This is a genomic window from Roseateles sp. GW821-FHT09G03, assembly GCF_059416045.1.
This window is the reverse complement of sequence record NZ_JBWKOK010000002.1, coordinates 709,235-736,086: the sequence shown is the minus strand read 5'-3', so window position 1 is coordinate 736,086 and position 26,852 is coordinate 709,235. Positions and strand designations below refer to the sequence as shown.

The window sequence follows — 26,852 nt, the reverse complement described above, 5'->3', positions numbered from 1 at the left end:
TGGGGCTTGTGCAACAGTCCCCCCCGACAGGGCTTGGATCCGGGCTGCGGACCGGCCAACAATGCCCAGGGTTTGTAGCATGGCGCAAGGACTGACCCTGACCTCCAATCGGGGCGCCGTGCGCCTGTCATGCACGCGGCCTACCCTGTCGCGTGTGACCCGTCCACCAAAGTAGGGAGAGCTTCTTGGATCACCTGGCCTGTTTCGCCCCCGAGGATTTGCAGTCCAAGCCCGGGCCCGACCTGCAGAGCTACCACTGGCGCCTGCTGGCTCAAGGGGACTCCTGGTTCTCGACCGCCCAGGCCAAGCTCAGTGCGCACGCGAACCTGCTCCAGGAACTGGTGCTGACCAAGGCCACCGTCGCGATCAACTGCGCCGGGCAGCGCGAAAGCCTGTCCAAGGTGGTGGAACTGGCGTCTTCCCCCGACTTCGTCCGCCTGCTCACCGCGCCGGACGCCCCCGTCTGGGACGGCGTCCTGCTGTCCGTGGGCGGCAACGACCTGATCCAGGCGGCGCAGACGCCGACCCAGCTCGACGGCGTGGAGGTGCCCCTGCACCTGCGCCTGCTGCGCAACCAGACCGAATGGGGCCCGCCATCGGCCGGCGTGGGGCGCTACTTCTCGGAACCCGGCTGGGCGACCTACGCCGAGTACCTGAAGGCCAACCTGCGCCATCTGCTGACGCTGCGGGACCAGGGCCCGTCCGCGGGCAAGCCGGTCTTCATCCACTGCTACGCGGTGCCGATGCCGCGTCCGGCCGGCGCGGAAGACGCCGGTCACGGGCCGTGGCTGTATCCGGCGCTCAAGGCCTACGCGATCCCGGCCGCCGACTGGGCCGCCGTCAGCCGGCTGATGGTGATGCACCTCGCGCTGCTGCTGAAGACGCTGATGGCGGACAAGGAGCAGTTCCCGGGGCTGTTCGTGTTCGACTCGACCGCCGTCCCGCTGGCCGCGGCCACGCCGGGCGCCAGCGGCATCAGCGGCGACTGGCACAACGAGATCCACCTCAACCACAGCGGCTGCCTGAAGATCGGTCGGGCGTGGTCGGAGCACATCGACCAGGTGCTGACCACCGGCGGCATCGTCGTCGCGGCGCCGCCGACCGGGCGAGGACGCGCACGGCGCTGAGGGCTTCAGGACTGGGAGCAAGAAACGACAACGGCCCCGAAAGGGGCCGTTGTCGTTTCAGCGGAAGCCTCCGCGCAGGCTCAGTGCTTGTCGCTGCGGGCGATGGCGAGCAGGCGGTTGAGTTCCTCGGCGTGCTCGCGCTTGTTGTGCGCGTGCCAGCGGCCGACCACCCACATGATCCCCGCCACCAGCAGGCCGAAGATCGTGATCGAGCCGAAGGCCGAGGTGCCGAAACGCGTCAGCATCGTGTACAGCGCGCCCAGGCCCAGGATGCAGGCCTGCTCGTTGAAGTTCTGCACGGCGATCGAGCGGCCGGCGCCCATCAGGTTGTGCCCGCGGTGCTGCAGCAGCGCGTTCATCGGCACGACCAGGTAGCCGCCGATGCCGCCCAGCACGATCAGGAAGGGGATGGCCAGCCACAGGTTGTTGATGAAGTTCAGCACCAGCATCAGCAGCCCCATGGCGATGCCCAGCGGGATGACGCCGGTGGCCTTGTCCAGGCGCACGGCCATCGAGGCGGCCACGGCGCCGACGGCGGTGCCGATCGCCACCACGCCGGCCAGTGCCGACGCCTGCGTCGTGCCGTAGCCCAGCGCCGCGGCGGCCCAGGCGAAGACGATGTAGCGCATGTTCCCGGACACGCCCCAGAACAGCGTCGTCATGCCCAGCGAGATCTGGCCCAGCTTGTCCTGCCACAGCCGCGAATTGCAGGCGGCGAACTCCCGCACCAGGTCGGTCGCGTTGTGCGAGATCGGCTGCAGCGGAGAATCGGTGCGGGGGATGCGCAGGTTGAAGAGCGCGGCGATGAAATACAGCACCACCATGAAGGCGATGGCCGCCTCGGGCGGGGTGTCGATGCCGGTGTCGATGAAGGGGATGTCGATGGCCAGCAGCATCGCCGACGCCTTGTCCCCGATCAGCTGTCCGCCGAAGACGGCGCCCAGGATGATGGACGCGATGGTCAGGCCCTCGATCCAGCCGTTGGCCTTCACCAGCTGGGACGGCGGGAGGAGCTCGGTCAGGATGCCGTACTTGGCCGGCGAGTAGGCGGCGGCGCCGAGACCGACGATCGCGTAGGCGATCAGCGGGTGCACCCCCACCAGCATGCTCAGGCACCCCAGCACCTTGATGGTGTTGGAGATGAACATGACTTTGCCTTTGGGCACCGCGTCCGCGAAGGCGCCGACGAAGGGCGCGAGCACCACGTAGAACAGCGCGAACATCGGCACCAGGGCGGCGCGCTGCCACTCGGCGGCGCCGCTCGTGCGGAGCAGTTCCACGGCGGCGACGAACAGCGCGTTATCAGCCAGCGAGCTGAAGAACTGCGCTGACATGATGGTGTAGAAGCCTTTTTTCATCGACCCGGAATACCTGGAACTGCGGTGAACACGCTGGGTCCACGGGGTGGGGAAAGGCAGCGCTGCGGCGGGTTTATAGCACGCGCTCGTTTTCGTAACAGCGCTTCACGGGACAGGGTGCGCGTGTTAGTGGGCGCCGGTTTTCCGTTCATGGCGCGGCACAATGGGAACCCATGCCGCGTCCGATCGAAGCCCTCGTCCACCAGCCCGCGCTGGCCCACAACATCGCCCGCGCCCGCGCCTGCGCGCCCGACGCGCAGGTGTTCGCGGTGGTGAAGGCCAATGCCTACGGCCACGGCATCGAGCGCGCGTTCGACGCGCTGCGCAGCGCCGACGGCTTCGCGCTGCTGGACCTGGACGAAGCCCAGCGCGTGCGCGATCTGGGCTGGCGCGGCCCGATCCTGCTGCTGGAAGGCTGCTTCGAATCCCGCGACCTGGAACTCTGCTCGCGGCTCAAGCTCTGGCACGCGGTGCATCACGAGCAGCAGGTCGACTGGCTGGCCATGCACAAGACCCACGAGCCGCACCGCGTGTTCCTCAAGCTCAACAGCGGCATGAACCGGCTCGGCTTCACCTCGAGCGCGTTCCGTGGCGCCTGGAACCGTCTGAACGCGCTGCCGCAGGTGGACGAGATCTCGCTGATGACGCATTTCTCGGACGCGGACGGACCGCGCGGCATCGAGCACCAGACCGCCGTCTTCAAGGAGGCCACGGCCGACCTGCCGGGCGCGCGGACGCTGAGCAACAGCGCCGCGATCCTGCGCCACAGCCAGGATCCGGCGGTGCGGGCCGACTGGGTGCGCTCGGGGATCATGACCTACGGCAGCGCGCCGGACTTCCCGGAGCACGACATCGCCCACTGGGACCTGAAGCCCACGATGACGCTGCGGGCCAAGGTGCTGGCCGTGCAGCACCTGAAGGAAGGCGACAGCGTGGGCTACGGAAGCAGCTTCGTGGCGCAGCGCGCGATGCGCATCGGCACGGTGGCCTGCGGCTATGCGGACGGTTATCCCCGCCACGCCGTGCACGGCACGCCGGTGCTGGTCGGCGGCCGGCGCAGCGCGACCATCGGCCGCGTGTCGATGGACATGCTGGCGGTCGACCTGAGCGACCTCCCCAACGAGGGCATCGGCAGCGAGGTCACGCTCTGGGGCCAGGGTCCGCACGGGTCGGTGCTGCCGATCGACGAGGTGGCGCGCTCGGCCGGCACCATCGGCTACGAGCTGATGTGCGCGGTGACCCGGCGCGTACCGGTGCACGTCGAGTCGCTGGGCTGACGCCCGGGGATCGTCCGGCAGGATCGGCGACAGCGGCGTCATGCACCTGGACTGGACGCCGGCCGACTGGGAACTGGAGATCTCCGCGATCCGGGCCAGCGGCCCCGGCGGCCAGAACGTCAACAAGGTGAGCAGCGCGGTGCATCTGCGCTTCGACATCCGTCGCTCGACACTGCCGGCGCTGATCAAGGAGCGCCTGCTGGCGCTCAGCGACCAGCGGATCACGGCCGAGGGCGTCGTCGTGATCAAGGCCCAGGAGTCGCGCAGCCAGGAGCAGAACCGGGCGGATGCGATCGCCCGGCTGGTCGCGCTGGCGCAGAGCGTGGCGCACACGCCGAAGGCGCGCCGGGCGACCAAGCCGACCTACGGCTCGCAGAAGCGCCGGCTGGAGGCCAAGAGCCAGCGCGGCGACATCAAGGCCGGGCGCGGCAAGGTCCGCGGCGACTGAGTCGTCCCGGGCTGGACGACCATTGAGGGAGAGACATGTTCAAGGCATTGCGGATCCTGATCCTGCTCGGGATCCTGTTGACGGTGGCGGTCACCACGCTGGTGGGCCGGTGGCAGGCCCAGTCGTGGAAACGGCCCCAGATCGTGACGCTGTATCCGATCAATGCGTCGGGCGACGCGGTGACGGACCTCTACCTGGAGCGGCTGGACGCCACCGCCTTCGCGGGACTGGCGCCCTACTTCCAGCAGGAGGCGGCCCGGTACGGCGTGTCCTTGTCCGAGCCGGTGCGGATCGTGCTGGGCAGCCGTGTGCGTGTCGCGCCGCCGACGGTGCCGCGCGACGCGGGGCCGTTGTCGGCGATCTCGTGGAGCCTGCGCATGCGCTGGTGGGCCTGGCGCCAGACACCGCCGAGCTCGCCGGTGCCCGACGTGAAGCTCTTCCTCATGTATCACCCGCCGGACTTCGCCGGCGCGCTGCCGCATTCGATCGGGCTGGAGAAGGGCCGGCTCGGACTGGTGCACCTGTTCGCAACGAAGGCGCAACAGGCGCAGAACGAGGTCGTCATCGCACACGAGGCGCTGCACACCTTCGGCGCGACCGACAAGTACGACCTGTCGACGCTGGCGCCGGTGTTCCCCGAGGGCTTTGCCGAGCCGCGCCAGGAGCCCCGCTATCCGCAGACGACCGCCGAACTGATGGCCGGCCGCATCCCGGTCCGGGAGGGCGAGCAGCGGATCCCGTCGGGGCTCGGGGAGACGGCGGTCGGTCCGGCGACGGCGGTGGAGATCGGCTGGGTGAAGTGACCGACCGTTGCCACACCCCTCCATTCGAGGGGTCTCACCAGCGCAGAGGCGCTCAGGCCCTGATCTCCTCCAGCAGGTCCGGGTAGCGATCCAGCAGCCGCAGCAGCTTGATCAACGCCAACGGCGGCTGCGTCTTGCGATCTTGACGCCTTGCGAATACGCAAGACCCGACCCCAGTTCCCGCTTCATTGGGAGGCGATCAAAAAGGCATCACAAGGAGTTCGGAACCAAGCGCGAGCACGCGCTCACCGCTGCGGCCGCGTCGCCACGTAGATGCTGCTCAAGCACAGCACCATGCCGGCGAGCGCGAGGGCCGTCGGCCGCCAGCCTTCGAAGATCGCGGAGATCCCCAGCGCGATCACCGGGATCACCACGCCGGTCAGCGCGGCGCGCGCCGTGCCCTGACGCTGCGCGAGCTTGAAGTACAGGACGAACGCGAACACCGAGCCGAACACCGCCAGGTACAACAGGCTGAACACGTATTCCGGCGTCCACGCGAAGTTCAGGCCCTGCCCCGTCGTGACCGACGCGGCCAGCAGGAACACCGCGCCGTAGCCCATGCTCCACGCCAGGACCGGTACCAGCGGCAGGCCGCGGCGCGTCAAGGTCAGCGTCAGCACGTTGCCGATGCACGCGGCCAGCACCGCCGCCAGGCCGATCGCCAGGCCGTAGGCCGCCGTCGGGCGGGCGCCGGTCGAGGCGATCTCCGGCCAGAAGATCATCACCACGCCCGCCACCGCGCCCGCCGACGCCGCCAGGAAGCGGCCCGTCACGCGCTGGGCGAAGAAAATCCGCCCCGACAGCGCGTTGCCGAACACCATCAGGCAGAACAGCACCGCCACCAAGCCGCTGGGAATGTGGCGCTCAGCCTCGTAGACGGAGAAGTAGTTGCCGCTGTACTGGACGATCCCCGTCGCTAGCATCAGCCCGTGCGCCGACCACGGCAGCTTCAGCGACAGTTTCTGCCAGCGCGCGAAGCCGGCCAGCATCAACGCCGCCAGACCGAAGCGCCAGCCGACCGAGTTCAGCACCGGGACACCCGAGGCCAGCTGATAGAGGATCACGTGCCAGGTGCTGGCCCAGATCAGCGTCGGGCCCCAGAACAACCAGCGATCGGAAACGGTGGACATGATGTGCGGCAGCGATCTGTACCGGCCGCCCGCGCGAGGACGCATTCAGCGAACCGGTGGAAATGACGAGGCCGCCCTGTGGGGGCGGCCTTCGGTGGGAGACGCCCTCCTTGCGGGGGCCGCAGGGAGGGTCCGGACGTCGACCTCAGTCGGCGGCCTTTTTGAAGGTCGCCAGCAACGCGCCGGCACCGACGAACAGCGATCCGAAGATCCGGTTCATCGCCTTCAGGTGCGATTCCGAGCGCAGCGCGCGCAGCACGCGCGCTGCCAGCAGCGTGTAGCCGGCCATCACGACCGCGTCGGTGAAGGCCAGCGTCGCGCCGATCACCGCGTACTGCTGCGGCAGGCTGTGGTGCAGGTTCAGGAACTGCGGCACCACGGCCAGCAGGAAGACCGTGCCCTTGGGGTTCACCGCGTTGATGCCCCAGCCGCGCAGGACCAGGTCGCGACGCGAGACCTGCTTGCTCTCGGCCTGCTCGGCCACCAGCGGCTTGGCCGGCGACCGCCACTGCTGGATCCCGAGGTAGACGAGGTAGGCCACGCCGGCCCACTTCACCACCGCGAACGCCTGTTCGGACGCCGCGATCAGCGCGCCCAGTCCGGCGCCGACCACCACGATCTGGGTCAGGATGCCCAGGATCAGGCCCATCGTCATGAAGTAGCCGCGCTGGAAGCCGTGATTCAGCCCGGCGCTCATCGCCGCGATGGCACCGGCGCCCGGGGACAGGCTGATGGCCCAGGAGGCCGCGAAAAACCCCAGCCAGACTGACAACTCCATGATCGACTCCTTCGAAGGAGCCGAGGTTGTAGCACGCCGCCTCTGCGCCGACGAAGGTCAGGGTTAACGCGGCCCCGTGTCCATCGGCCTTGCGGGCGACCCAGCGTTCTCCCCAGGGAGGGCGGACCGGTGGCATCGGCCCGGGTTATGCCCGCCGCCGCATTCGGAATGCCGCCCCTGCGGCGGCGCTTCAATAATCCCGCGCCATGTCCGCCACCGTCCTGCTCATCGTCGTCATCGCCTACTTCTCGCTGCTGCTGGCGGTGGCCTGGTGGACGTCCCGCCGCGCGGACAACGACAGCTTCTTCATCGGCAACCGCAACAGCCACTGGGGACTGGTCGCCTTCGGGATGATCGGCACCTCGCTTTCCGGGGTGACCTTCATCAGCGTGCCGGGCTCCGTCGGCGCCGGCGCGTTCAGCTACTTCCAGATCATGCTGGGCCAGTTCGCCGGCTACGCGGTCGTCGCCTTCGTGCTGCTGCCGCTCTATTACCGGCTCAACCTGAGCTCCATCTACCGCTACCTCGGCACGCGCCTGGGCGTCGCCGCGCACCGCACCGGCGCGGGCTTCTTCATCCTGTCCCGCACGCTCGGCGCCACCGCCCGGCTCTACCTGGTCGTGCGCATCCTGCAGGACCTCGTGCTCGCCCAGTTCGGCATGCCGTTCTGGCTCAGCGCGCTGCTGGTGCTCGTGATGATCCTGCTCTACACGCTCGAGGGCGGCGTCAAGACCATCGTCTGGACCGACACGCTCCAGACCACCGGCATGCTCGGCGGCCTGGTGATCTGCGTGGTGTTCCTGCTGCACGCGCTGGGCCTGGACCTGGCGTCGGGCTGGCAGGCGATGCGCGCGGCCGGCCTCGCCGAGGTCTTCGTCACCGACCCGATGAGCGCCTCGCACTGGGCCAAGCAGCTGCTCGCCGGCGCGGCGATCGCCGTCGCGATGACGGGACTGGACCAGGAGATGATGCAGAAGAACATCTCGGTCAAGCGCCTGGCCGACGCACAGAAGAACATGATGGTGATGGCGGCCATCATGACCGTCGTCGTGCTGCTGTTCCTGTTCCTCGGCGGCCTGCTGACGATGTATGCGCAGCAGCAGGACATCGCCGCCCATGGCGACCGCCTGTTCCCCGCCGTCGTGATGGGCCACCTGCCGGCGTGGGTGCAGCTGATCTTCGTGGTCGCGTTGATTTCGGCGCTGTTCCCGAGCGCCGACGGCGCCATCACCGCGCTCACCTCCAGCACCTGCATCGACCTGATCGGTCTGCAGGAACGCCGCGACTGGGACGAGGCCCGCCAGCGCCGTGTCCGCAAGGCCGTGCACCTGGGCTACGCGCTGCTGTTCCTGCTGCTGACGCTGGGCTTCCGATGGCTGGACGACCCCAGCATGGTCAACCTCATCCTCAAGTTGGCGGGTTACACCTACGGTCCGCTGCTGGGACTGTTCGCCTTCGGCATCCTGACGACGCGCACCTTGCGCGCGGGCATCCTGCCGTGGGTCGCGCTGGCCGCGCCAGCGCTGTGCTGGGTCGTCGACGCCCACCAGGCCACCCTTTTCGGGGACTACCGGATGGGGTTGGAGCTGCTGCTGGTGAACGCCGCTCTCACCTTCGGCGGTCTCTGGGCAGGTTCGCGTTCTCCGATGGACAGGATCGGGCGTTCCGCAGCGGTGAACTGACCCTCGCCCGCTATCCTGCGGCGACATGCCCACGCCGCAAGTCACGCCGCATTCCCTGCCGCACGCCGACCGCGCCCATCAGGCTCGTCACGCCTCGGCATCCATGTCCTTCGCCGAGCGCCACCACGCGCGCCTGCACTGGATCCAGAACTTGCGGCACCGGCTGCGCGGCCAGTTCCTGCTGCGGCTGCACGTCTTCGTCATCGCGCTGCTGATGTTGGGCGCGCTGATGCTGGGTGGCGCGGGACTGCGAGCGCTCGGTGTCGAAGCCCTGGCCTGGCGCTACGCGTTGCTGCTGCCTGCCAGCTACCTCCTCTACCTGGGACTGCTGCGCGTCTGGGCGCGTGCGCTCGTGCGCCGCCACGGGTCGCCGCTCGAGGCCACGCCAGACCTGCTGGACCTTGGCATCCAGCTGTTCAGCGGTCTGCGACATGGCACCCCTCCCGTGCCGTTCCGCAGCGGTGGAGGCGGAAACTTCGGCGGTGGCGGGGCTTCCGGAGATTTCTCCACAGGCTCGTCCACATCCTTGTCCACCGACTTGCCAACACCATTGTCCACAGGTTTTCCAGTGGACTTGCCAACAGCTTCTCCCTTGGACTTGTCCCCAGCCGGCGATGCGCTCGGTGCCGCCGGCGACGCCCTGGGCGGGCTGGATGAGGGCGCCATCATCGCCGTGCCCGTGCTGCTGATCGTGGGGATCGGCGCGGCGCTGGGTTTCTGCGTTTTCGGCCTGTTCGGCGTGGAGGTGCTGCTGGCCGTTTCCGTCGAACTGGCGCTGGCGAGCGTCGCCGGCGGCATGGCCTGGCGGCGCATGCATGAAGAGGGTTTCTGGCGGTGCGCGGTCCGGCGCACCTGGGTGCCGGCCTTGTCACTGGTCGTGGTGGGCGTGCTGCTGGGGGCGGCCGTCGACCGGTGGATCCCGGCCGCCGACTCGCTGCCGCATGCCTGGCAACTGGTCCGCCTGAAGTAGCGGCGACGGCGGGCGGCCTCCTGCCGCGAGCGGGTCGAGGCGGCGGCGACAATCCCGCCCCATGGCCACTCAGAAATCCCACTACGTCTGCTCCGAATGCGGCGCCACCAGCGCCAAGTGGCTGGGCCGCTGCCCGTCCTGCAGCGCCTGGAACACCCTCGTCGAAACCGCCGCCGAACCCGCCGCCGGCAAGAACCGCTTCCAGGCGCTGGCCCGCAGCCAGCCCGTCGCGACGCTGTCCGAGATCGAGGCCCGCGACTTCGAACGCACCCCCACCTCGCTGGAGGAACTGGACCGCGTGCTGGGCGGCGGCATCGTCACGGGTGGCGTGGTGCTGATCGGCGGCGATCCGGGCATCGGCAAGTCGACGCTGCTGCTGCAGGCGGTCGACGCGCTGTCCCGCCAGATGAAGGTCCTCTACGTCACCGGCGAGGAATCCGGCGCGCAGGTCGCGATGCGGTCCCGCCGCCTGGGCCTGGACGGTTCGCAGGTGCGCGTGCTGGCCGAGATCGGCCTGGAGAAGATCCTCGCCACGATCGAGGTGGAACAGCCGGACTTCTGCGTCATCGACTCCATCCAGACGATGTACTCCGAGCAGCTGTCCTCGGCGCCCGGCTCCGTCGCGCAGGTGCGCGAATGCGCCGCGCAGCTGACCCGCACCGCCAAGTCCGGCGGCTGCGCGATGGTGCTGGTCGGCCACGTGACCAAGGAGGGCGCGCTGGCCGGTCCGCGCGTGCTGGAGCACATCGTCGACACCGTCCTCTACTTCGAGGGCGACACCCACAGCAGCTACCGGCTGGTCCGCGCGATCAAGAACCGCTTCGGCGCGGTCAACGAGATCGGCGTCTTCGCCATGACCGAGAAGGGCCTGAAGGGCGTCACCAATCCGAGCGCGATCTTCCTGTCCACGCACGGCGAGCCGGTGCCCGGCTCCTGTGTGCTGGTCACGCTGGAGGGCACACGGCCGCTGCTCGTCGAGCTGCAGGCACTGGTCGACGGCGGCGGGCCCAGCCCGCGCCGGCTGTCGGTGGGCCTGGAGCGCGACCGCCTCGCGATGCTGCTGGCCGTGCTGCACCGGCACGCGGGCGTCGCGACCATGGACCAGGACGTCTTCGTCAACGCCGTCGGCGGCGTGCGCATCAGCGAGCCGGCGGCTGACCTGGCCGTGCTGCTCGCGATCCAGAGCTCGCTGCGCGGCAAGCCGCTGCCCAAGGGCTTCTTCGCCTTCGGCGAGGTCGGCCTGGCCGGCGAGGTCCGCCCCGCGCCGCGCGGCCAGGAGCGGCTGAAGGAAGCGGCCAAGCTCGGCTTCTCGATCGCGGTCGTACCGCAGGCCAACGCGCCGAAGAAGCCGATCGACGGCCTGACGGTCCACCCGGTCGCCCGCATCGAGGACGCCATCGAGATCCTGCGCGGGCTGTGACCTTGCCGGCGTCGGGATCGGCGATGGCGGCATCCGCAATCGCCACACCCGCCGCCGCCGCGGCCCGACGACAATCGCGGGTTCCGTCCCACCCGGCCGCCCCCGCCAGGCGCCCCCTTCGGAGTTCCCCCGCATGAACCGCCTCGTCGGCATCCTCCTCGCCATCGCCGCCATCGTCGCCGGCACCTACTTCTTCGGCTGGAAGGGCGCGATCCTGGGCACGTCCGCCGTCATCTTCTACCTGCTGCTGCAGTTCTCGCAGCTGATGCGCGTCATGCGCACGGCGCAGAGCTCGCCGCTGGGCCACGTCTCCAGCGCGATCATGCTGAACTCGAAGCTGCACGCCGGGATGAAGCTGATCGACCTGATCCGCATGTGCAAGTCGCTGGGCGTCAAGGTCGAGGAGAACACCTACCGCTGGACCGACACCGGCGGCGACGCGGTGGACGTGGTCATGGAACGCGGCGTGGTCGCACGATGGACGCTGATCCGCGCCCAGGAGCCCGAATCGGCCGCCCCCGACTACACACCGGCCGCATAAAATCCCCGACTTCGCAGCACCCGGCCCATTCGCGGCCGCAAAGGAAGACCCATGTCTCTGGACGATCGCGACGGCAAGATCTGGATGGACGGCGAGCTGGTGGACTGGCGCGACGCCAAGATCCATGTGCTGACCCACACCCTGCACTACGGCTGCGGCGCCTTCGAAGGCGTGCGGGCGTACCAGACCGACAAGGGCACCGCGATCTTCCGGCTGCGCGAGCACACGGAGCGCCTGTTCAACAGCGCCAAGATCCTGCGCATGAAGATCCCGTTCTCGATCGAGCAGGTCGAGGCCGCGCAGAAGGCGGTCGTGCGCGAGAACAACCTGGCCAGCTGCTACCTGCGTCCGCTGACCTGGATCGGCAGCGAGAAGCTGGGCGTCAGCCCCAAGGGCAACAAGATCCACCTGATGGTCGCCGCCTGGGCCTGGGGCGCCTACCTGGGCGAGGAAGGCCTCAAGCGCGGCATCCGCGTCAAGACCAGCAGCTACACCCGCCACCACGTCAACATCACGATGACGCAGGCCAAGACGGTGTCGAACTACACCAACTCGATCCTGGCCAACATGGAAGCGACCGAGGACGGCTACGACGAGGCGCTGCTGCTGGACGCGTCGGGCTTCGTCTCCGAAGGCGCGGGCGAGAACCTCTTCATCATCAAGAACGGCGTGGTCTACACGCCGGACCTGTCGGCGGGCGCGCTCAACGGCATCACCCGCAACACCATCTTCGCGATCTGCCAGGACCTGGGCCTGCAGCTGGTCGAGAAGCGCATCACCCGCGACGAGGTCTACATCTCCGACGAGGCCTTCTTCACCGGCACCGCCGCTGAAGTCACGCCGATCCGCGAGCTGGACCGCATCGAGCTGGGCAGCGGCAGCCGCGGCCCGATCACCGAGAAGATCCAGTCGGCCTTCTTCGACATCGTCAACGGCCGCAATCCCAAGTACGCCCACTGGCTGAGCGTGGTCTGAACGGGGTCTCCCCCACGGACCGCCAGCCGCCGCAAGCTTTCAAGAACAAGATCATGAGCGCCAACACCACCACGCCCAAGGCCACCGTCGAAGTCACCGCGCAGGACCTGCAAGGTCCGGGCGTCGTCTTCTGCCCGAATCCCAAGATGCCGCTGTGGAGCAACCATCCGCGCGTCTTCATCGACCTGAGCCACACCGGCGAAGGCGCCTGCCCGTACTGCGGCACGCTGTACAAGCTGAAGGCCGGCGAGCACCTGCCCTCCGGTCACTGAGCCACGACGGCCGACGGCATGCCAGTCGGCCCTCGCCCGCTCCCCTGAACAAGGAAAGAGACCCATGGTGCGCAAGCCTCAGACCGCCCTGCTGCTGGCCTCTCCCGAGGACACCGAAGCGCAGTTCTACGAGGCCCTGCAGGCCGGCGACCTGGAACGCCTGATGGCTGTCTGGGGCGACGAGGACGAGGTCTGCTGCGTCCATCCGGGCGGGCCGCGCGTCGTCGGCGCGGCGGCGATCCGGGCGAGCTTCGAGCAGATCTTTGCCAGAGGCTCGATCCCCGTTCATCCGGAGTGCCAGCGCAGGCTGGTCAACGGCGAGACGGCGATCCACCAGGTGCTGGAGCGCGTCGAGATCACCGACGAGGACGGCGTGCAGAGCGCCTGGGTCGTCGCGACGAACGTCTATCTGAAGACGGCGCTGGGCTGGCGCATGGTCGCGCACCATGCGAGCCCCGGCACCTCGCAGGACGTGAAGCAGGAGCTGGCTATCGTGTCCGCCGGCGCGCCCACGACGCTGCATTGAGGGGGTTGTCCATGCAGTACCAGGCGCCTCCCTGGTTGCCCGGAGGCCATGCCCAGACGATCTGGCCCGCGCTGTTCGCGCGCCGCTACGTCGGTCCCCCGCCGCAGTTCCGCCGCGAACGCTGGTTGACCCCGGACGGCGACTTCGTCGACGTCGAGCACCTCGTCGATCCCGCGACCTCCGCGCCGAACACCTCGGCCACCGTCCCGTCGAACGGGGCGGATGCCACGACCGCGCCCGCCGAACGTCCGCTGCTGGTGCTCTTCCACGGGCTGGAAGGCTCGGTGGACAGCCAGTACGTGCAGGCCTTCGCCGCGGTGGCACAGCAACGGGGCTGGGCCTTCGCGATGCCGTACTTCCGAGGGTGCTCGGGCGAGCTCAATCTCGCACCGCGCGCGTACCACTCGGGCGACTACACCGAGATCGGCTGGATGCTGGAACAGCTGCGCGCCGCGCATCGCGGCCCGATCATCGCCGTCGGCATCTCGCTGGGCGGCAACGCGCTGCTGCGCTGGGCGCAGGAAGCCGGCGAAAGCGCCGGATCGACGGTGAAGGCCGTCTGCTCCGTCTGCTCGCCGGTGGACCTGACGGCCTCCGGCCATGCCATCGGCAAGGGCTTCAACGGGCTCGTCTACACGCGCATGTTCCTGCGGACGATGATGCCCAAGGCGATGAGCAAGCTGAAGCAGCATCCCGGGCTGTTCGACGCCGAGCGGATGCGGCGCGTGCGCAACCTCTACGAGTTCGACAACATCTTCACCGGGCCGGTGCACGGCTTCCGCGACGTCGACGATTACTGGCTGCGCGCCTCGGCCAAGCCGCACCTGGCGCGGATCCGCATCCCGGCGTTGGTGCTGAACGCGCGCAACGACCCGTTCGTGCCGGCACACAGCCTGCCCGAGCAGAGCCATGTCGGCGCGCATGTGACGCTGTGGCAGCCGCGCGAGGGCGGGCATGTCGGCTTCCCGTCGGGCCGGCCGCCCGGGCATGTGCGCACGATGCCGCAGCGCGTCACCGACTGGCTGGCGACGCGGCTCTGAGCCGCGCGGAAAGGACACGCATGGATGCCATCGTCGAAGCGGCCCTGAAGAAGTGGCCCAACGTGCCGCATTGCTACGGCTGGCTGGCGCTGGACGCGCGCGGCGACTGGTACATGCGCGACGAGCGCATCCAGGCCGCCGGCCCGTTCCCGACGGTCAAGGGCAGCCGCATCGTGCATGACAAGCTGATCGCCTTCATCGACCGCAACTACGCGTCGGACGACCAGGGCGCCTGGTTCTTCCAGAACGGGCCGCAGCGGGTCTACGTGCAGCTGGAAGCCGCGCCCTGGATCTGGCGCCTGCAGCCGGACGGCCGCGTGCTGAGCCACACCGGGCGCGAGGCACAGGTCGCCACCGCGGTGCTGGACGAGCGGGACCGCCTGTTCCTCGAGACCGACCTGGGCCTGGGGCTGGTCCACACGCAGGACATGGGACCGGCGGCGGACGCGCTCGAAGCGGGGCGCTGGGGCATGTCGAACGCCACGCACGCCGAGTTGCTCGCCCGTCATGGCGTGTTGCTGGCGCCCGTCGATCCAAAGGGGGAATCGGGCAAGTCCTGACCCTTCCGAAGAGTGAGACGATCTCTTCAGGCGATCGTCCATGAAAAAGCCGACCCTCAGGTCGGCTTTCGTGTTTCTTGCGCGAGCGGTTTACTGCGACGCGGCGGAGGCCGCGGCGGCGGGCGCCGAGGCACCTGCGTCGGCGCCGGAGGCGGCCGCGGCGGGCAGCTTCGGCTCGTCGAACTTGGCGCCGCCCTGGTTGGCCATGTAGACGACCGCGCGGGAGATCTCGAAGTCGCTGAAGTCGCCGCCGCCCTGCGGGCCCATGTTGCCCTTGCCCTTGAGGGCGGAGTGCACCAGGGTGTCGAAGCCGGTCTTCACACGCGGGCCCCAGGCGTCGTGGTCGCCGATCTTGGGAGCGCCGGCCGCGCCGGTGGCGTGGCAGGCCGCGCACTGGCCCTGGAAGACCTGCTCGCCGGTCTTCATCGCGGCGGCATTGGTCAGGTCTTTGAGCTCGATCGAGCCCACGGGCTGGATGCGGGCGGCGACCGCCTGTGCCTCGAGGCCGGAGCCGCCGGCGCCGGGCTTGATCTCGCTGGACACGTAGTTCGCGAGCATCACGATGATCACGATCGGAATGACGAAGGCGAAGAAGACGGCGACGATCAGTTGCTTGGGGGTCTTGATCGGGCCCTCGTGGGCGTCGTGTCCTTCGGCGTGCGTGTCCTGGGCGTTGGCGTGGTCCTGGGTTCCGCTCATGAATTCCTCGTGGCTCGAATCGAATCGGATACGGCAGAAGCGAGTCCGTGTTTCGGCAGGGCTGTCGGATGACGGATCGCCCTGGGAAAACCGGACCGTGGAACAGCAAATCGGCGCAGTATAGCCAGCCCCCTGTCGCCCCACCCTGGGGCTTTCGTCAAGGTCGGCACGTTGGTGGGGCAGGTGTTGCGCGAGGGTCGCGCAGGTGTTCGCGGTGGTTCCGTTTCGACGGGACGGGCGTGGTCGGGTCGAGGAGGGTCAGAAGAAGGCTAGAATGCGCGCTTCCCGCGGCGACCGTGGTGAAGTGGATATCATTGGGCCCTCCGAAGGCTTAGTCGCAAGTTCGATTCTTGCCGGTCGCACCAGAATTCCCAGAAGCCGGTTGTCACGTGTGTGGCAACCGGCTTTCTGCTTTCTGGCCTTGCACGGTTCGATCCCCCATTCGGCGTGGCCTCCGACACGCAAATTCGCTCATGCGGATGCCGCCATTTGTGCGATTGATCCGCGAACGGATTTCCCTAGAGTTCCTCACCTCTGCTCCAGCGCGACTGGCCAGGTCAGCGCCTCGCTGGAGCTGGCTTCACGCCCGCCAAGAGGTCTTCGGATGGAACTGCTCAAAGAGAACTGGATCAGGCTCGCCTACGGCGCGGCCAGCGTCGGCATCGTGTGGGCCGCGTATCACTTCCGCGTCGAAGTGCTGTCGGACAAGGACACCTTCGACCGCTTCAGCTACATCGGCGGTGTCGCGACCTTCATCGGTCTGCTGATCACGGTGTGCGAGGTGCTGCAAGCCATCAGCATCTCAAAAGGAATTCGCGCCGAGGCGCGGGCGCTGCTGGCCGAGGCGCGGAAGGTGGATCGCGCAGCGCTCCTGAGCGAGTGCCTGTTGTTGATCGATCGCATCAACGACGACCTCATCGACAACCGGAGGTCCACAGCCCTGCAATGCGTCCAGCAGGCACGACGGTCCTTCTTGCGCGCCGTGCCGCCTGGCCCTGAAACCGACGAGTTGTCCTCCGGGCTGGTGGGACTTGAGGCGCATCTCCAGGACGCGATCCGATCCAACGATCGAGATGAACGTCTCTCCAAGCGCGTCCTGACCGACATCCAGGAACGCTCCCTGGATGTGAAGCAAGCCCTTGAACAACTGATATCCGGAAGGAGCAAACCTCATGTTTCCTGAGAAGGTCCGACACTTCGTGTCCGAACTCGTGCAGCGCACCGAAGCCGGAGAGCTCCCGTGGACGTACGACTATTTCGACGCCGTCTTCTGCACGGCAAAGAACTTCTCCGCGAGGCTGCTCTTCTCCCAGAACTCGCGGGAGTCCTGTACCCAATTCGTCCTGGTCTATCGCGACGCCGAAGACAACCTTTACGACTTCTGCGTCACAAGCCTTGCCAATGACATCACCGACTATCACCTCGCGAAGCAACTCTTCGACACGGCGCGCGCCAGCGGGATGGCGCTCCCGTTCTGACATCCTGAAAGATGGACACTGAGGTCACTCCCACCAAGGAACAGAACGCCATGCGCCTCCTCATCCTCGGCGGCACCGTCTTCCTCGGTCGCCATGTCATTGACGCCGCGCTCGCGCGCGGCCACACGGTTTCGATGCTGAATCGCGGGCGGCACGGCCCGGGTCTGTTCCCCGAGGTCGAACGCCTCATCGGCGATCGCGACGGCGACATGAGCGCACTGGGTGGTCGCGAGTTCGACGCGGTCATCGACTGCACCGCGTTCAACCCCGCGCAGGTCGAGCGCACCGTCGCCGCGCTCGACACGGGAACGCCGCATGTGGTGCTCGTGTCCTCGATCTCGGCGTATGGCGTGTTCCCGCCGCATCGCGTCTTCGACGAATCGACGCCGCTCGCTGAGGGCAATGAAGGCTACGGGCCGCTGAAGGCCCGTGCCGAAGAGGCACTCGCCCGCGCCCTGCCCGACCGGCACGCGATCGTGCGGCCAGGGCTAATCGTCGGCCCGCATGACCCGACCGGTCGATTCACCTATTGGCCGACGCGCGTCGCTCGCGGCGGCGAAGTGCTCGCTCCCGGGCGGCCAGAACGGCCGGTGCAGGTCATCGATGTCCGCGACCTTGCCGCGTTCTGCGTGACGCTCGCGGAGTCACGGACCACCGGCGCGTTCAACGCCGTTGGTCCGCGTCTGCCGATGAAGGAGTTGCTCGACGCTTGCTTGCAAGCCGCACCCGGCAGCGACGCCCGCTTCACCTGGAAGCCGGACGCCATGCTGCTCGTGCTCGGCGTCGCGCCGTGGACGGGGCTGCCGCTCTGGTTGCCCGAGGAGGATCCGGATCACGGCGGCATGCTGCTCGGCGACGCCTCCCGCGCCGTGGCCGTGGGCCTCAGGACCCGTTCGATTCAGGAGACAGCAGCCGACACCCTCGCCTGGGCGAGCGCACCGCGCGAGCCGGGCTGGGATGCCAGCAAGCTCGTCGCGACGCTCGCGCCGGAGCGCGAGGCCGAGATCCTCGCCGGCCATTCCGCCACGGACCGCCCGAGCGGCCCGGGCGGTGCAGGTCACATCACGTCAACCTGAACACCGCAATCGCCGTCGACAACCGTGTCGACTGGTCCTTGAGGCTTTCCGCCGCCGACGCCGCCTCCTCGACCAGCGCCGCGTTCTGCTGCGTCATCTGATCCAGTTGACCCACCGCGGCGTTCACCTGGTTGATGCCGTCGCTCTGTTCCTGCGAGGCCGCGCGGATCTCGGCAATGATGTCCGTCACCCGCTGCACGCTGGTCACGATGTCGTTCATCGTCGAGCCCGCGTCGCTGACCAGGCGCGAACCCGATTCCACGCGCTCCACGCTCGTGGCGATCAGCGTCTTGATCTCCTTGGCGGCCTGGGCGCTGCGCTGCGCGAGCGAGCGCACCTCGCTCGCCACCACCGCGAAGCCCCGGCCCTGTTCGCCCGCGCGGGCCGCTTCCACCGCCGCGTTCAAGGCCAGGATGTTGGTCTGGAACGCGATGCCGTCGATGGTGCCGATGATGTCGGCGATGCGGCGCGAGCTGTCGCTGATCTCGCCCATCGTCGACACGACCTGCCCCATCACCGCGCCGCCGCGCTGCGCCGTCTCCGCCGCGGAACCGGCCAGCTGGTTGGCCGTCGTCGCCGCGTCCGCGGTCTGCCGCACCGTGCCCGTCAGCTGCGTCAGCGATGCCGCCGCCTGCTGCAGATTGGACGCCGTCTGCTCCGTGCGCGCCGACAGGTCCATGTTGCCCGTGGCGATCTCAGCGCTGGCCGTGCTGATGCTGTCCGTCGAACCGCGCACCTCGCCGATCAGTCGCACGAGCGAGCCCTGCATGGCATCCAGCGATCGCAGCAACTGGCCGGTCTCGTCGCCGCCCGAGGTCTCGATGCGGCCCGTCAAATCGAAGCGCGCGATCGCGTCGGCCACGTCCGCCGCCTGCGCCAGCGGGCGCGTGATCGAACGTGTCAGCCACACCGCCAAGGCGCCGCCCACCGCCAGCGCGACCAGCCCGAACACCACCAGGGCCATCCGCGCCCGCGCGTTGGTCTCCGCCAGCGCCTTCAGCGCCAGGTCGAGCTGATCCCGCTGCTGCTGCGCGATCACGCGGATGCTTTCCAGATAGGTCGCCGCGGCCGGCTTGAACTGCTCGTCGAAGAGCTGCTTCGCCCGTGCCGGATCGCCCTGCTTCTTCGCCTCGGTGATCGTGTCACGCACCTTGATGTAGGCCTTGCGCAGCTCGATCACGCGGTCGAACGCGGCGCGTTCCTCGGGCGAGTTCAGCAGCTTGTCCATCCGGGCCTGCAGCTCGTTGGAGGACTTCGTCGATTCCGCCGCCTGCTCGGCGAAGAAGGTCGCCAGGGCCGGGTCCGCGCTCACGGCGATCGCCGTCGTGCGGGTCCCGCCGTTGAAGACATTGCGGTACCAGTCGGACGCCACCCGCTCGGTGACGATGGTCTCCTGGTACATGGACTCCGTCTGTGCCGCGACGCGGCTCAGCCCCAGATAACCCATCGCCGATCCGATCAGCGCGATCACCAGTACCAGGGCCTGGACCAGCCCCAACCGCCGACCGATGGATCCCCGGACGTTCGTGTTGGCCATCATGTTTGTTCTCCTCGACACCGGCCCGAAGGGAGATCGGACCGCGATGCCCGCGCGATGTTGGCACCGGTACCGTACACCGATATCAAGTCGCCGTTAAGAGGCCTTCTGCCCGTGCATTGCTTGGCAGAGGCGTGGGCGATCCTCAGATCCTCGGCGTCAATCGCACTTGAGGAATCGGCTTGAGTGATCCCACGTCCAGCGTGCGCGGCTGGCCCGACAGCTTGCGGGGCGTCGCGGCACCGATGCCGTCCAGGCCGGTGAGGAAACGCGCCGCCTCGGCTCGCAACGCCGACGAGCGCTGGTAGCGCGTGTCGGTCTCGAGCAGCACCAGCCAGTCCGCCGCCGTCCCGGCGCCCTTGCCGGATTCCATGCCCGTGCCGGTGCCAGGGCTTGCGCCCATCACCGACGCCAGCCCGACCGTCGCGGGCTGCATCACGCCGAGGAAGGTCGTCAGCCGCGCGCGCCGGTGGCTGTCCCAGCCCGCGCCGCCTTCCGCGCCCGACGGATGGAAGCGCGCGACCAGGCGCTGCGCCGCCATGCCGCCCGCGTCCGCCAGCGCGGCGATCGTGCCGGCGGGCATCGCGAGGTTGAGCCCGCCCTCCTCGGCCTTCTGGCTGATCTGGACGATGCGGTCGCGGAAGCCCGGCGTCGGGAACAGGATCTCATCGCGCCAGTTCTGCATCGTGCCGACGATGCTCCCCAGGAAACCGACCAGCCCCGCCAGCGGCGCTTTCTCCCGAGCCTCGGGCGCGTGATGCTCCCAGCCGTCGACCAGGTCCGGCTCCGGCCAGTAGCGCAGGCGGCCGCCGCGGTCGTCCTCGGGCAGGTAGATCCGACCGCCGTCGTTGCCCGGGTCCTCGGGCCGGATCCCGTGGTCCGGATGCGGCGGCTTCAGGTTGACCGCAAAGGTCGGATGCCGCGGCAGCATCGCGTCGAACAGGTGCAGCGGCATGTTGCTGCCGATGCCGCCGTCGGAGAACCAGATACGCGTCGCCCGCAGTCTCAGGCGGCGGCGCTCCTCGGCGGTCGTTGCGGCGCGGACCGCGGCCTGCGTGCGCTGGTTGGCCGTGCGCGACCAGTCCACCGCATACAGCGGCACCGCCGACAGCAGCAGCGGAAAGCTCAGGCTCATCCGGATCGCCACCACCACCGGCAGGTCGCCATGGCGCGGCAACGGGCGCAACTCGCGACCCTGGGCGCTCTCGATCACCGGGCCGTCGTGGCCGTCGCCGAACGGCGCCGCCAGGGCCGCCATCACCGCCGGCGGGAACAGCCGCGACCACTCCGTCGGGTCGTAATAGAACATCGGCGTCCCGGGTCGGAACGGGATGCTGTAGACCATCTGCTGACTGACCGCGCTGGTGATCACCTCGAGGTTGATGCGGCGCGTCGCCGGGTCCGGTCCCCACAGGTCGCCGAAGCTCAACGGCGGCCCGTCGACGCTCTTGCCGGCGAGTTCGTTGAAGTAGACGTGGAGCCAGTCGGTCAGCGCCGCCTGCCCCTCCTGCTCCTGACCCGGCTGCGTCAGTCCGCTGCACAGGCCGTAGCCGTTGTCCTTGAGCCCACGCAGCAGGCTTCGGGTAAAGAGCACCGCGACCGCTCCGACGAGGGCCGTCGCCACCAGAGCGACGATCACCGCCGCTCCCACGACCGCGAGCAGCTTCTGCCAGGGTCCGGTGCCGGCGTCGGGCGCGATCAGTTGGACATATGGCACCAGCAGCACCGCGCCGATGCCGGCGATGGCCGACGCCGCAAGACCGTGCATCGCCACCATCCCGCCGACGACCGAGGCCACCGCCGCGCCCGGCGGCTTTCCGAGCGCCCGCATCAGGACATCGAAGTGACGGCGCAAGGCCGGAACAGGCTGGAAGAGCGCGAACAGCCGGCTGCGGCGAGGGCCAGGTCTTGCCCCCGGCAGTTCGGCGCCGAGCTCCTCCGGCAGGCGGGCCAGTTGCTCGAACGCGCCGGCATGCCCGCGCTGGCGACCGAGTTCCGCCGCGGCGCTCGCGCCGGCCGCGATCGCACCGGCCGACGTGCCGCCGATGTTCTTGAACCGGTATCGCTCCGAGAGTCCGGCCACCAGCCGCGGATAGATCACGCCGCTGGTGACGCCGCCCTTCATGACGAGGTCGCAATGACTGACCCCATCGGTTCCCGGCTCCGTTTCTGATTGGCGCATGTCGTCGCTCCCCATGACGCCTGATTCTCAGGGTCCGGGCGACCAGCGCTGTCAGGATCGTTCGGGATCGACCTCGCGCACCTGGCCGTCGCGCAGCATCACGCGGCGGTCGCCGAAGCGCGCCAGGTCCTCGGGGTCGTGCGTGATCATCAGCATCGGCACGCCGACGCGCTCGAGCAGCGTGTCCAGCTCCGCGCGCATGCGGCCGCGCAGTTCCGGATCGAGCGCGGAAAACGGCTCGTCGAGCAGCAGTGCGCGCGGCTCGTTCACCAGCGCACGGGCGAGCGCGGTGCGCTGGCGCTGACCGCCGGACAGCTGGTGCGGCCGCTGCTGCGCGACGCGTTCCAGCTCGAAGGCCTGGATCCAGCGGTCCACCGCCTCGCCGCCATCGTGGCGCGACGGGTTGCGCCAGCCGCGCTTCAGCGCGAAGGCGATGTTCTGCCGCACCGTCAGCTGCGGGAACAACGCGTAATCCTGGAACAGGTAGCCCAGCCGCCGCTCGCGGGCCGGGACGTCGATGCGCGACGCGCTGTCGAAGACAGGATGGCCGTCGATGTAGATCGTGCCCTCGTCCGGCTTCAGCAGGCCCGCGATGGTCTGCAGCGTCAGGCTCTTGCCGGCGCCCGACGGCCCGTAGATCACCGTCCGCCGCGCCTCGGTGCTGAAGGCGACGTCGAGCTCGAAGCGGCGCCCGCCACCCTCGACGTGCTTGCGGATGCGGACCTCGAAGCTCATGCGGCGCTCCTCGGGCCGGCCAGCTTGCCGGCGGCCAGCAGCACCACGATGCAGGTCAGCGACACGATCAGCACCAGCAGGTTGGCGGTGTCGTCCTGGCCGGCCTGCACCGCTTCGTAGACGGCGACCGACAGCGTCTGCGTCTTGCCCGAGATGCTGCCGGCGACCATCAGCGTCGCGCCGAACTCGCCCAGCGCGCGGGCGAAGGCCAGCAGCACACCGGCGAGCACGCCGCGCCATGCCATCGGCAGGGTCACGCGGAAGAACAGCGACCATTCGTTGAGCCCGAGCACGCGGCCGGCACGCTCCAGCTGCGGATCGACGCCTTCAAAGGCGGCGCGCGCGGACTTCATGACCAGCGGGAAGGCGACGATGGTCGCCGCGATCACCGCGCCCTGCCAGGTGAAGATCAGGTTGATGCCGAAGGTCTCCCACAACCAGGCGCCGAGCCAGCCGCGCTTGCCGATGACGACCAGCAGGTAGTAGCCGAGCACCGTCGGCGGCAGCACCATCGGGAGCGTCAGCACGGCGTCGAGCAGTTCGCGGCCGGGGAAACGCAGCCGCGCGAGCGCGAAACCGGCGGCGACGCCGAGGACCAGGTTGAGCGCGGTCGCCCAGCCGGCGACCTTCAGCGACAGCGCAAGCGCGATCCAGGCGGATTCCACGGGGGACGGCGCTCCTCAGATCGCGGTCGTCGGCCGCTCAGGGCTTCTGGAAGCCGTACTTGGCCAGCACCGCCTGGCCGGCGACCGAAGCGACGAAGTCCAGGAACTGCTTGCCGCCGTCGGCATTCGTGCCGCCGTTGGTGACGGCGATCGGATACGAAATCGGCGTCTCGGTCGGCACGCTGAACAGGATGCGGACCTTGTCCTTCAGCACGAAGGCATCGGTCGCGTAGACGAAGCCGGCCTCGGTCTCCCCGCGCGAGACGTAGTCCAGCGCCTGGCGCACGTTCTGCGCATAGACGGCCTTGGGCTCGACGGCGGTCCACAGGTTGGCCTTCTCCAGCGCGCCCTTGGCGTAGCGGCCGGCGGGCACGCCTTCCGGCTTGCCGATGGCGATGCGCTTGACGGTCGGCTGCTGGAGGTCGGCGAGCGACTTCAGCGCCACGCCGTTCTCCGCCGGCGTGATCACGACCAGCGCGTTGGTGACGAAGTTGCGTCGCGTGCCGTCGACCAGCAGCTTCTGCTGCTGGGCCTTGTCCATCGTCTCCTGGTCGGCCGACGCGAAGACGTCCACAGGCGCGCCCTTGGCGATCTGTGCGAGCAGCGCGTCCGACGCGGCGAAGTTGAACTGGACCTTCGTCCCCGGATGCGCGGCCTCGAAGGCCGGGGCCAGTTCCTTGAACGCGTTGGTCAGGCTGGCCGCGGCGGAGACGGTCACGTCGGCGGCGTGGGCCAGGCCGGCGGCCATCAGCGCGAGGGTGAGAACGGCCGTACGGCGGGCGATCTGGACGGGGTGAATCGAGCGCATGGCGAGTCCCTCGAAGGGTGGACACGGAGGAGGCTCGCAATATATCCCAGGATATTGCGCCGACCTCAGCCGGCGAGCAGCTTCATCAACCGTTTGATGTCCGGCTTGCAGGCTTCGAGCGCGGTCTCCTCGATCTGTCGATAGAGCGCGATCAACGCCCGGCCGGACTCGGTCAACGCGCTCCCGCCACCCTTGGCGCCGCCGGCGGCGGTCGCGACGGCGGGTTCCTTGAGGGCGCGGTTGGTCTCGTCGATCAGCAGCCAGGCCCGTCGATAGGACATGTCCAGCGACTTGGCCGCCGCGGTGATGGAGCCGGTCTCGTCGAGCGCCTCCAGCAGCGCGATCTTGCCGGGACCGATGGCGATGACGTCGCCGATGGTGACGCGCATGCGGAGCTTGAGCGTGGGCTTGAGCGCCGGCTGGGGCGTGGACGGAGCGGGAGTCGGACGGGCAACCATGCCGCGCATTACACCTGAAGCCGCACGGGACGGCGGGCCTGGGACATGCCTCAGTCCGCCAGGGTCCAGCGACCGCGCCCCGCCGCCTTGGCGGCATAGAGCGCGTCGTCGGCACGGCCGAGCAGCGCCACGTCGCCCTCCGCCCCGCCGTCGTGACACGCGATGCCGATGCTGGTCGACAGCCGCAATTCCTGACCCTGCAGCGTCAGCGGCGCCGCCACCACCTCCAGCACCTTCTCCGCGACCAGCGTCGCCTCCTGCGGCGCATTCAGGTTCTCGAGGATCAGCACGAACTCGTCGCCGGCCAGGCGGCAGAGCTGGTCGGTCTCGCGGATCGCGCCGCGCACGCGGTCGGCGAAGGCCCTCAGCACCACATCGCCGCCGGCATGCCCCAGCGAATCGTTGATCTGCTTGAAGTGGTCCAGGTCCATGAACATCAGCGCCATCGTCCGCTGGTTGCGGCGCGTGCGGGCGATCGATTCGGACAGGCGGGACTCGAACTGGCGCCGGTTCGGCAACCCCGTCAGCGGGTCGACACGGCTGAGCTGGTCCAGCTCCCGCTCGATCTGCTTGAAGGGCGTGATGTCGCTCGCCAGCGTGTAGACACCGGCCACGCTGCCGTCGGGGCGCAGGTCGGGCACGTATTCGGCGAGCATGTCCCGCGTCACGCCGTTCATCTCCGAGCGCGTCTCGAAACGCTGGCGCGCCCCCGCCAGCGCCGCCTTCAGGAAGGGCTGCCGCTGTGCGTACAGCACCGGCCCGGTCACCTCGCCCACCGGCCGGCCCAGCGCCGTCTCCAGTTCCACGCCCATCCAGGTCCGGAACGTCGCATTGAGGAAGCGCAGCCGCTCCTCCGAGTCGATGTAGGAGATCAGCACCGGGAGGTTGTCCGTGATCGTGCGCAGCCGGCGCTCGCTGTCCTCGTGCCGCAAGAGCGCGTCGTGCAGTTCCAGCGTGCGCGCCTCGACGCGCAACTCCAGCGACGCGTTCAGCTCCGCCAGCGAGCGGTCCTGCGCAGCCTGCCGCTGCGCCAGATCGGTCAGCGCATGCGACAGCACCGCCGCCTCGCGATAGCCGCCGACGGTGGGAAGCGCGTCCTCGCTCAGGTGACGACGCTGCGCGATCGCGTCGGCCAGCTCGTTCAACGGCCGGCTCATGCGCCGCGCCAGCCACCAGCTCGCCGGCACCGATGCCGCCAGCAGCAGGATCGCGCTGAGCATGATCTGGCGACGCAAGCCGTAATAGTCCGCCAAGGCCACCGCCACCGGTTGCCGCACCAGCACCGTCCAGCCCAAGCCGGGGTACGCGCCGTAGCCCTGGCTCGGCACGCTGACGGCGAAGTAGTCGACACCGCCGGCCTCCTGATGCCGCAGGCCCTGGCCGTTCTCGGTGCCGATCGGCATCGTCTTGCCCTCGCGGTCCGACGGTCCGAGGATCACCAGGCCGTCCTTGCCCAGGACCAGCGCGTCGGCCTGGTGGGCCGCCATCGTCGCGTCGATCAGCTCGCTCTTGATCCGGCGCGCCCAGCCCCAGCTCAGGTGCACGCCGAAGACGCCCTGCAACTGGCCGCGGTGGTCCAGCAGCGGGATCGCGAAATCGACGAAGCGCCAGGGCTCGTTCTGGCGCGGCAGCAGCTTCTCCAGCAGCAAGGCCGCGTGCACGTCGCCGACGAAGGGCTGACCGCCCTTCGCGCCCTGCCACCACGGACGCTTGGACACGTCGACGCCGTCCAGCAGCCCGCCTGCGGCGGCCAGCACCTTGCCCTGCCCGTCGGTCACGCCCAGCCACGCGAAATGGTCGTAGCCGACCTGCACCTGATCCAGCGCCCGGCGCATCGTCTCGGGATCGTCGAAGCGGCGGAAGGGCTCCAGCTGGGCCAGCACCCGTACTTCCTTGAACTGCTGCGCCATGCCGTGATCCAGCGCGTCGCGGAAGTCGATGGCGACCTGTCGCAGCAACTCAACCGCGCGGCGCTCGGCATGGGCACGGGCGAAGTTCTCGATCAGCAGGGCGGAGATCAGCAGCGCCGCCGCCACCGCGCCCAGCACCATCGCGGTGAGCCAGCGGCCCAGCGACGCCCGCGAGCCGCGCGGCGGGACGAAGCGGTCGGTGCCCGCGCCGCCGGATCCCTGGGAGCCTCCGGGCGCGGGAGGCGACGGCAGGGCCTGCGTGTTGTCGTGCATTGCACAGTTGTAGCGAGTGCCGGGCCAACCCGCAACGCGGGATAGTGCCACTGCACCGGGGAGGGGCAAAGACCGACCCTGTGCGGGCACCGTCGCGGGGCGGACTGTGCAGGGGCACCAAAAG

Annotated in this window: 27 protein-coding genes, 1 tRNA gene and 1 pseudogene; 17 read left to right on the top strand and 12 right to left on the bottom strand. The window is 69.0% G+C overall.

The features are described from left to right. Nucleotides 1-185: 185 nt before the first annotated feature. The gene (locus AC07OZ_RS10520) at nucleotides 186-1,127 is read left to right on the top strand and encodes a hypothetical protein (RefSeq protein WP_495467079.1); all 942 of its coding nucleotides are present in this window, start codon (nucleotides 186-188) and stop codon (nucleotides 1,125-1,127) included. 80 nt (nucleotides 1,128-1,207) lie between these two features. On the opposite strand, the gene lplT is transcribed toward AC07OZ_RS10520, so the two are convergent. Further along, nucleotides 1,208-2,485 carry a lysophospholipid transporter LplT gene (gene lplT / locus AC07OZ_RS10515; RefSeq protein WP_495467078.1) on the bottom strand — a complete coding sequence of 426 codons (1,278 nt, stop codon included), beginning with the start codon at nucleotides 2,483-2,485 and terminating at the stop codon, nucleotides 1,208-1,210. 173 nt (nucleotides 2,486-2,658) lie between these two features. On the opposite strand from lplT, the gene alr reads away from it, so the two are divergent. The 3 genes from alr to AC07OZ_RS10500 are packed head-to-tail and all read left to right on the top strand — an operon-like array spanning nucleotide 2,659 to nucleotide 5,013. Further along, nucleotides 2,659-3,762: an alanine racemase gene (alr, locus tag AC07OZ_RS10510; protein WP_495467077.1), complete on the top strand. Its 1,104-nt coding sequence runs from the start codon at nucleotides 2,659-2,661 to the stop codon at nucleotides 3,760-3,762. Between the two features lie 40 nt (nucleotides 3,763-3,802). Further along, nucleotides 3,803-4,210, top strand: a complete 408-nt coding sequence (gene arfB, locus AC07OZ_RS10505; protein WP_495467076.1) for an alternative ribosome rescue aminoacyl-tRNA hydrolase ArfB — start codon at nucleotides 3,803-3,805, stop codon at nucleotides 4,208-4,210. Between the two features lie 35 nt (nucleotides 4,211-4,245). Beyond that, the gene (locus AC07OZ_RS10500; RefSeq protein ID WP_495467075.1) at nucleotides 4,246-5,013 is read left to right on the top strand and encodes a hypothetical protein; all 768 of its coding nucleotides are present in this window, start codon (nucleotides 4,246-4,248) and stop codon (nucleotides 5,011-5,013) included. A gap of 52 nt (nucleotides 5,014-5,065) precedes the next feature. Here the strand turns inward: AC07OZ_RS10500 and AC07OZ_RS10495 are convergent. The 3 genes and pseudogenes from AC07OZ_RS10495 to AC07OZ_RS10485 form a co-directional block, all read right to left on the bottom strand. Then, a pseudogene (locus AC07OZ_RS10495) lies at nucleotides 5,066-5,200 on the bottom strand (type II toxin-antitoxin system MqsA family antitoxin); the annotation flags it as partial. A 58-nt stretch (nucleotides 5,201-5,258) separates the two neighbouring features. Beyond that, nucleotides 5,259-6,143 carry a DMT family transporter gene (locus tag AC07OZ_RS10490; RefSeq protein ID WP_495467074.1) on the bottom strand — a complete coding sequence of 295 codons (885 nt, stop codon included), beginning with the start codon at nucleotides 6,141-6,143 and terminating at the stop codon, nucleotides 5,259-5,261. Between the two features lie 145 nt (nucleotides 6,144-6,288). Further along, on the bottom strand, nucleotides 6,289-6,921 hold the full coding sequence (locus tag AC07OZ_RS10485) for a LysE family transporter (RefSeq protein ID WP_495467073.1): 633 nt from the start codon (nucleotides 6,919-6,921) through the stop codon (nucleotides 6,289-6,291). A 206-nt stretch (nucleotides 6,922-7,127) separates the two neighbouring features. Here AC07OZ_RS10485 and AC07OZ_RS10480 point away from each other — a divergent pair, with 206 nt between their 5' ends. From AC07OZ_RS10480 to AC07OZ_RS10440, 9 genes are all read left to right on the top strand, one after another. Continuing rightward, nucleotides 7,128-8,603, top strand: coding sequence for a sodium:solute symporter (locus tag AC07OZ_RS10480; RefSeq protein WP_495467072.1), 1,476 nt, complete (start codon nucleotides 7,128-7,130; stop codon nucleotides 8,601-8,603). A 25-nt stretch (nucleotides 8,604-8,628) separates the two neighbouring features. Further along, nucleotides 8,629-9,573 carry a hypothetical protein gene (locus tag AC07OZ_RS10475; protein WP_495467071.1) on the top strand — a complete coding sequence of 315 codons (945 nt, stop codon included), beginning with the start codon at nucleotides 8,629-8,631 and terminating at the stop codon, nucleotides 9,571-9,573. Nucleotides 9,574-9,634: 61 nt separating this feature from the next. Further along, nucleotides 9,635-10,993, top strand: coding sequence for a DNA repair protein RadA (gene radA, locus AC07OZ_RS10470; protein ID WP_431259771.1), 1,359 nt, complete (start codon nucleotides 9,635-9,637; stop codon nucleotides 10,991-10,993). A gap of 133 nt (nucleotides 10,994-11,126) precedes the next feature. After that, on the top strand, nucleotides 11,127-11,534 hold the full coding sequence (locus AC07OZ_RS10465; RefSeq protein WP_495467070.1) for a hypothetical protein: 408 nt from the start codon (nucleotides 11,127-11,129) through the stop codon (nucleotides 11,532-11,534). Between the two features lie 51 nt (nucleotides 11,535-11,585). Beyond that, nucleotides 11,586-12,509: a branched-chain amino acid transaminase gene (locus AC07OZ_RS10460; RefSeq protein WP_495467069.1), complete on the top strand. Its 924-nt coding sequence runs from the start codon at nucleotides 11,586-11,588 to the stop codon at nucleotides 12,507-12,509. 53 nt (nucleotides 12,510-12,562) lie between these two features. Then, a complete protein-coding gene (locus tag AC07OZ_RS10455; RefSeq protein WP_067279675.1) occupies nucleotides 12,563-12,781 on the top strand; it encodes a zinc-finger domain-containing protein in 219 nt (72 codons plus the stop codon). Nucleotides 12,782-12,845: 64 nt separating this feature from the next. Then, entirely contained in the window at nucleotides 12,846-13,307 is a 462-nt protein-coding gene (locus AC07OZ_RS10450) for a YybH family protein (RefSeq protein ID WP_495467068.1), read from the top strand. A gap of 11 nt (nucleotides 13,308-13,318) precedes the next feature. Next, nucleotides 13,319-14,347: a YheT family hydrolase gene (locus tag AC07OZ_RS10445; protein ID WP_495467067.1), complete on the top strand. Its 1,029-nt coding sequence runs from the start codon at nucleotides 13,319-13,321 to the stop codon at nucleotides 14,345-14,347. 20 nt (nucleotides 14,348-14,367) lie between these two features. After that, nucleotides 14,368-14,907, top strand: coding sequence for a DUF2946 family protein (locus AC07OZ_RS10440; RefSeq protein ID WP_495467066.1), 540 nt, complete (start codon nucleotides 14,368-14,370; stop codon nucleotides 14,905-14,907). Nucleotides 14,908-14,997: 90 nt separating this feature from the next. Here the strand turns inward: AC07OZ_RS10440 and AC07OZ_RS10435 are convergent, their stop codons facing one another. After that, on the bottom strand, nucleotides 14,998-15,606 hold the full coding sequence (locus AC07OZ_RS10435) for a c-type cytochrome (RefSeq protein ID WP_495467065.1): 609 nt from the start codon (nucleotides 15,604-15,606) through the stop codon (nucleotides 14,998-15,000). Nucleotides 15,607-15,896: 290 nt separating this feature from the next. Here AC07OZ_RS10435 and AC07OZ_RS10430 point away from each other — a divergent pair. The 4 genes from AC07OZ_RS10430 to AC07OZ_RS10415 all read left to right on the top strand — a co-directional run bounded on the left by AC07OZ_RS10430 (nucleotide 15,897) and on the right by AC07OZ_RS10415 (nucleotide 18,160). Further along, nucleotides 15,897-15,971, top strand: a tRNA-Arg gene (locus tag AC07OZ_RS10430). 239 nt (nucleotides 15,972-16,210) lie between these two features. Continuing rightward, a complete protein-coding gene (locus AC07OZ_RS10425) occupies nucleotides 16,211-16,789 on the top strand; it encodes a hypothetical protein (RefSeq protein WP_495467064.1) in 579 nt (192 codons plus the stop codon). Next, a complete protein-coding gene (locus tag AC07OZ_RS10420) occupies nucleotides 16,779-17,084 on the top strand; it encodes a hypothetical protein (protein ID WP_331615515.1) in 306 nt (101 codons plus the stop codon). Before AC07OZ_RS10425 ends, AC07OZ_RS10420 begins: the two co-directional genes overlap by 11 nt. A gap of 50 nt (nucleotides 17,085-17,134) precedes the next feature. After that, nucleotides 17,135-18,160 (top strand): NAD-dependent epimerase/dehydratase family protein, encoded by a 1,026-nt coding sequence (locus tag AC07OZ_RS10415; RefSeq protein WP_495467063.1) that lies wholly within the window; start codon nucleotides 17,135-17,137, stop codon nucleotides 18,158-18,160. Here the strand turns inward: AC07OZ_RS10415 and AC07OZ_RS10410 are convergent. From AC07OZ_RS10410 to AC07OZ_RS10380, 7 genes are all read right to left on the bottom strand, one after another. Then, a complete protein-coding gene (locus AC07OZ_RS10410; RefSeq protein WP_495467062.1) occupies nucleotides 18,147-19,700 on the bottom strand; it encodes a methyl-accepting chemotaxis protein in 1,554 nt (517 codons plus the stop codon). The two genes, AC07OZ_RS10415 and AC07OZ_RS10410, sit on opposite strands and share 14 nt — an antisense overlap. A gap of 142 nt (nucleotides 19,701-19,842) precedes the next feature. Further along, nucleotides 19,843-21,879, bottom strand: a complete 2,037-nt coding sequence (locus AC07OZ_RS10405; RefSeq protein WP_495467061.1) for a hypothetical protein — start codon at nucleotides 21,877-21,879, stop codon at nucleotides 19,843-19,845. 51 nt (nucleotides 21,880-21,930) lie between these two features. After that, entirely contained in the window at nucleotides 21,931-22,614 is a 684-nt protein-coding gene (locus AC07OZ_RS10400; protein WP_495467060.1) for a sulfate/molybdate ABC transporter ATP-binding protein, read from the bottom strand. Continuing rightward, nucleotides 22,611-23,279, bottom strand: coding sequence for a molybdate ABC transporter permease subunit (modB, locus tag AC07OZ_RS10395; protein WP_495467059.1), 669 nt, complete (start codon nucleotides 23,277-23,279; stop codon nucleotides 22,611-22,613). Before modB ends, AC07OZ_RS10400 begins: the two co-directional genes overlap by 4 nt. Nucleotides 23,280-23,316: 37 nt before the next feature. Then, a complete protein-coding gene (modA, locus tag AC07OZ_RS10390) occupies nucleotides 23,317-24,087 on the bottom strand; it encodes a molybdate ABC transporter substrate-binding protein (RefSeq protein WP_495467058.1) in 771 nt (256 codons plus the stop codon). A 65-nt stretch (nucleotides 24,088-24,152) separates the two neighbouring features. Next, a complete protein-coding gene (locus AC07OZ_RS10385) occupies nucleotides 24,153-24,545 on the bottom strand; it encodes a winged helix-turn-helix domain-containing protein (protein ID WP_495467057.1) in 393 nt (130 codons plus the stop codon). A gap of 50 nt (nucleotides 24,546-24,595) precedes the next feature. Beyond that, on the bottom strand, nucleotides 24,596-26,728 hold the full coding sequence (locus AC07OZ_RS10380) for a diguanylate cyclase domain-containing protein (protein WP_495467056.1): 2,133 nt from the start codon (nucleotides 26,726-26,728) through the stop codon (nucleotides 24,596-24,598). Nucleotides 26,729-26,852: the final 124 nt, after the last annotated feature.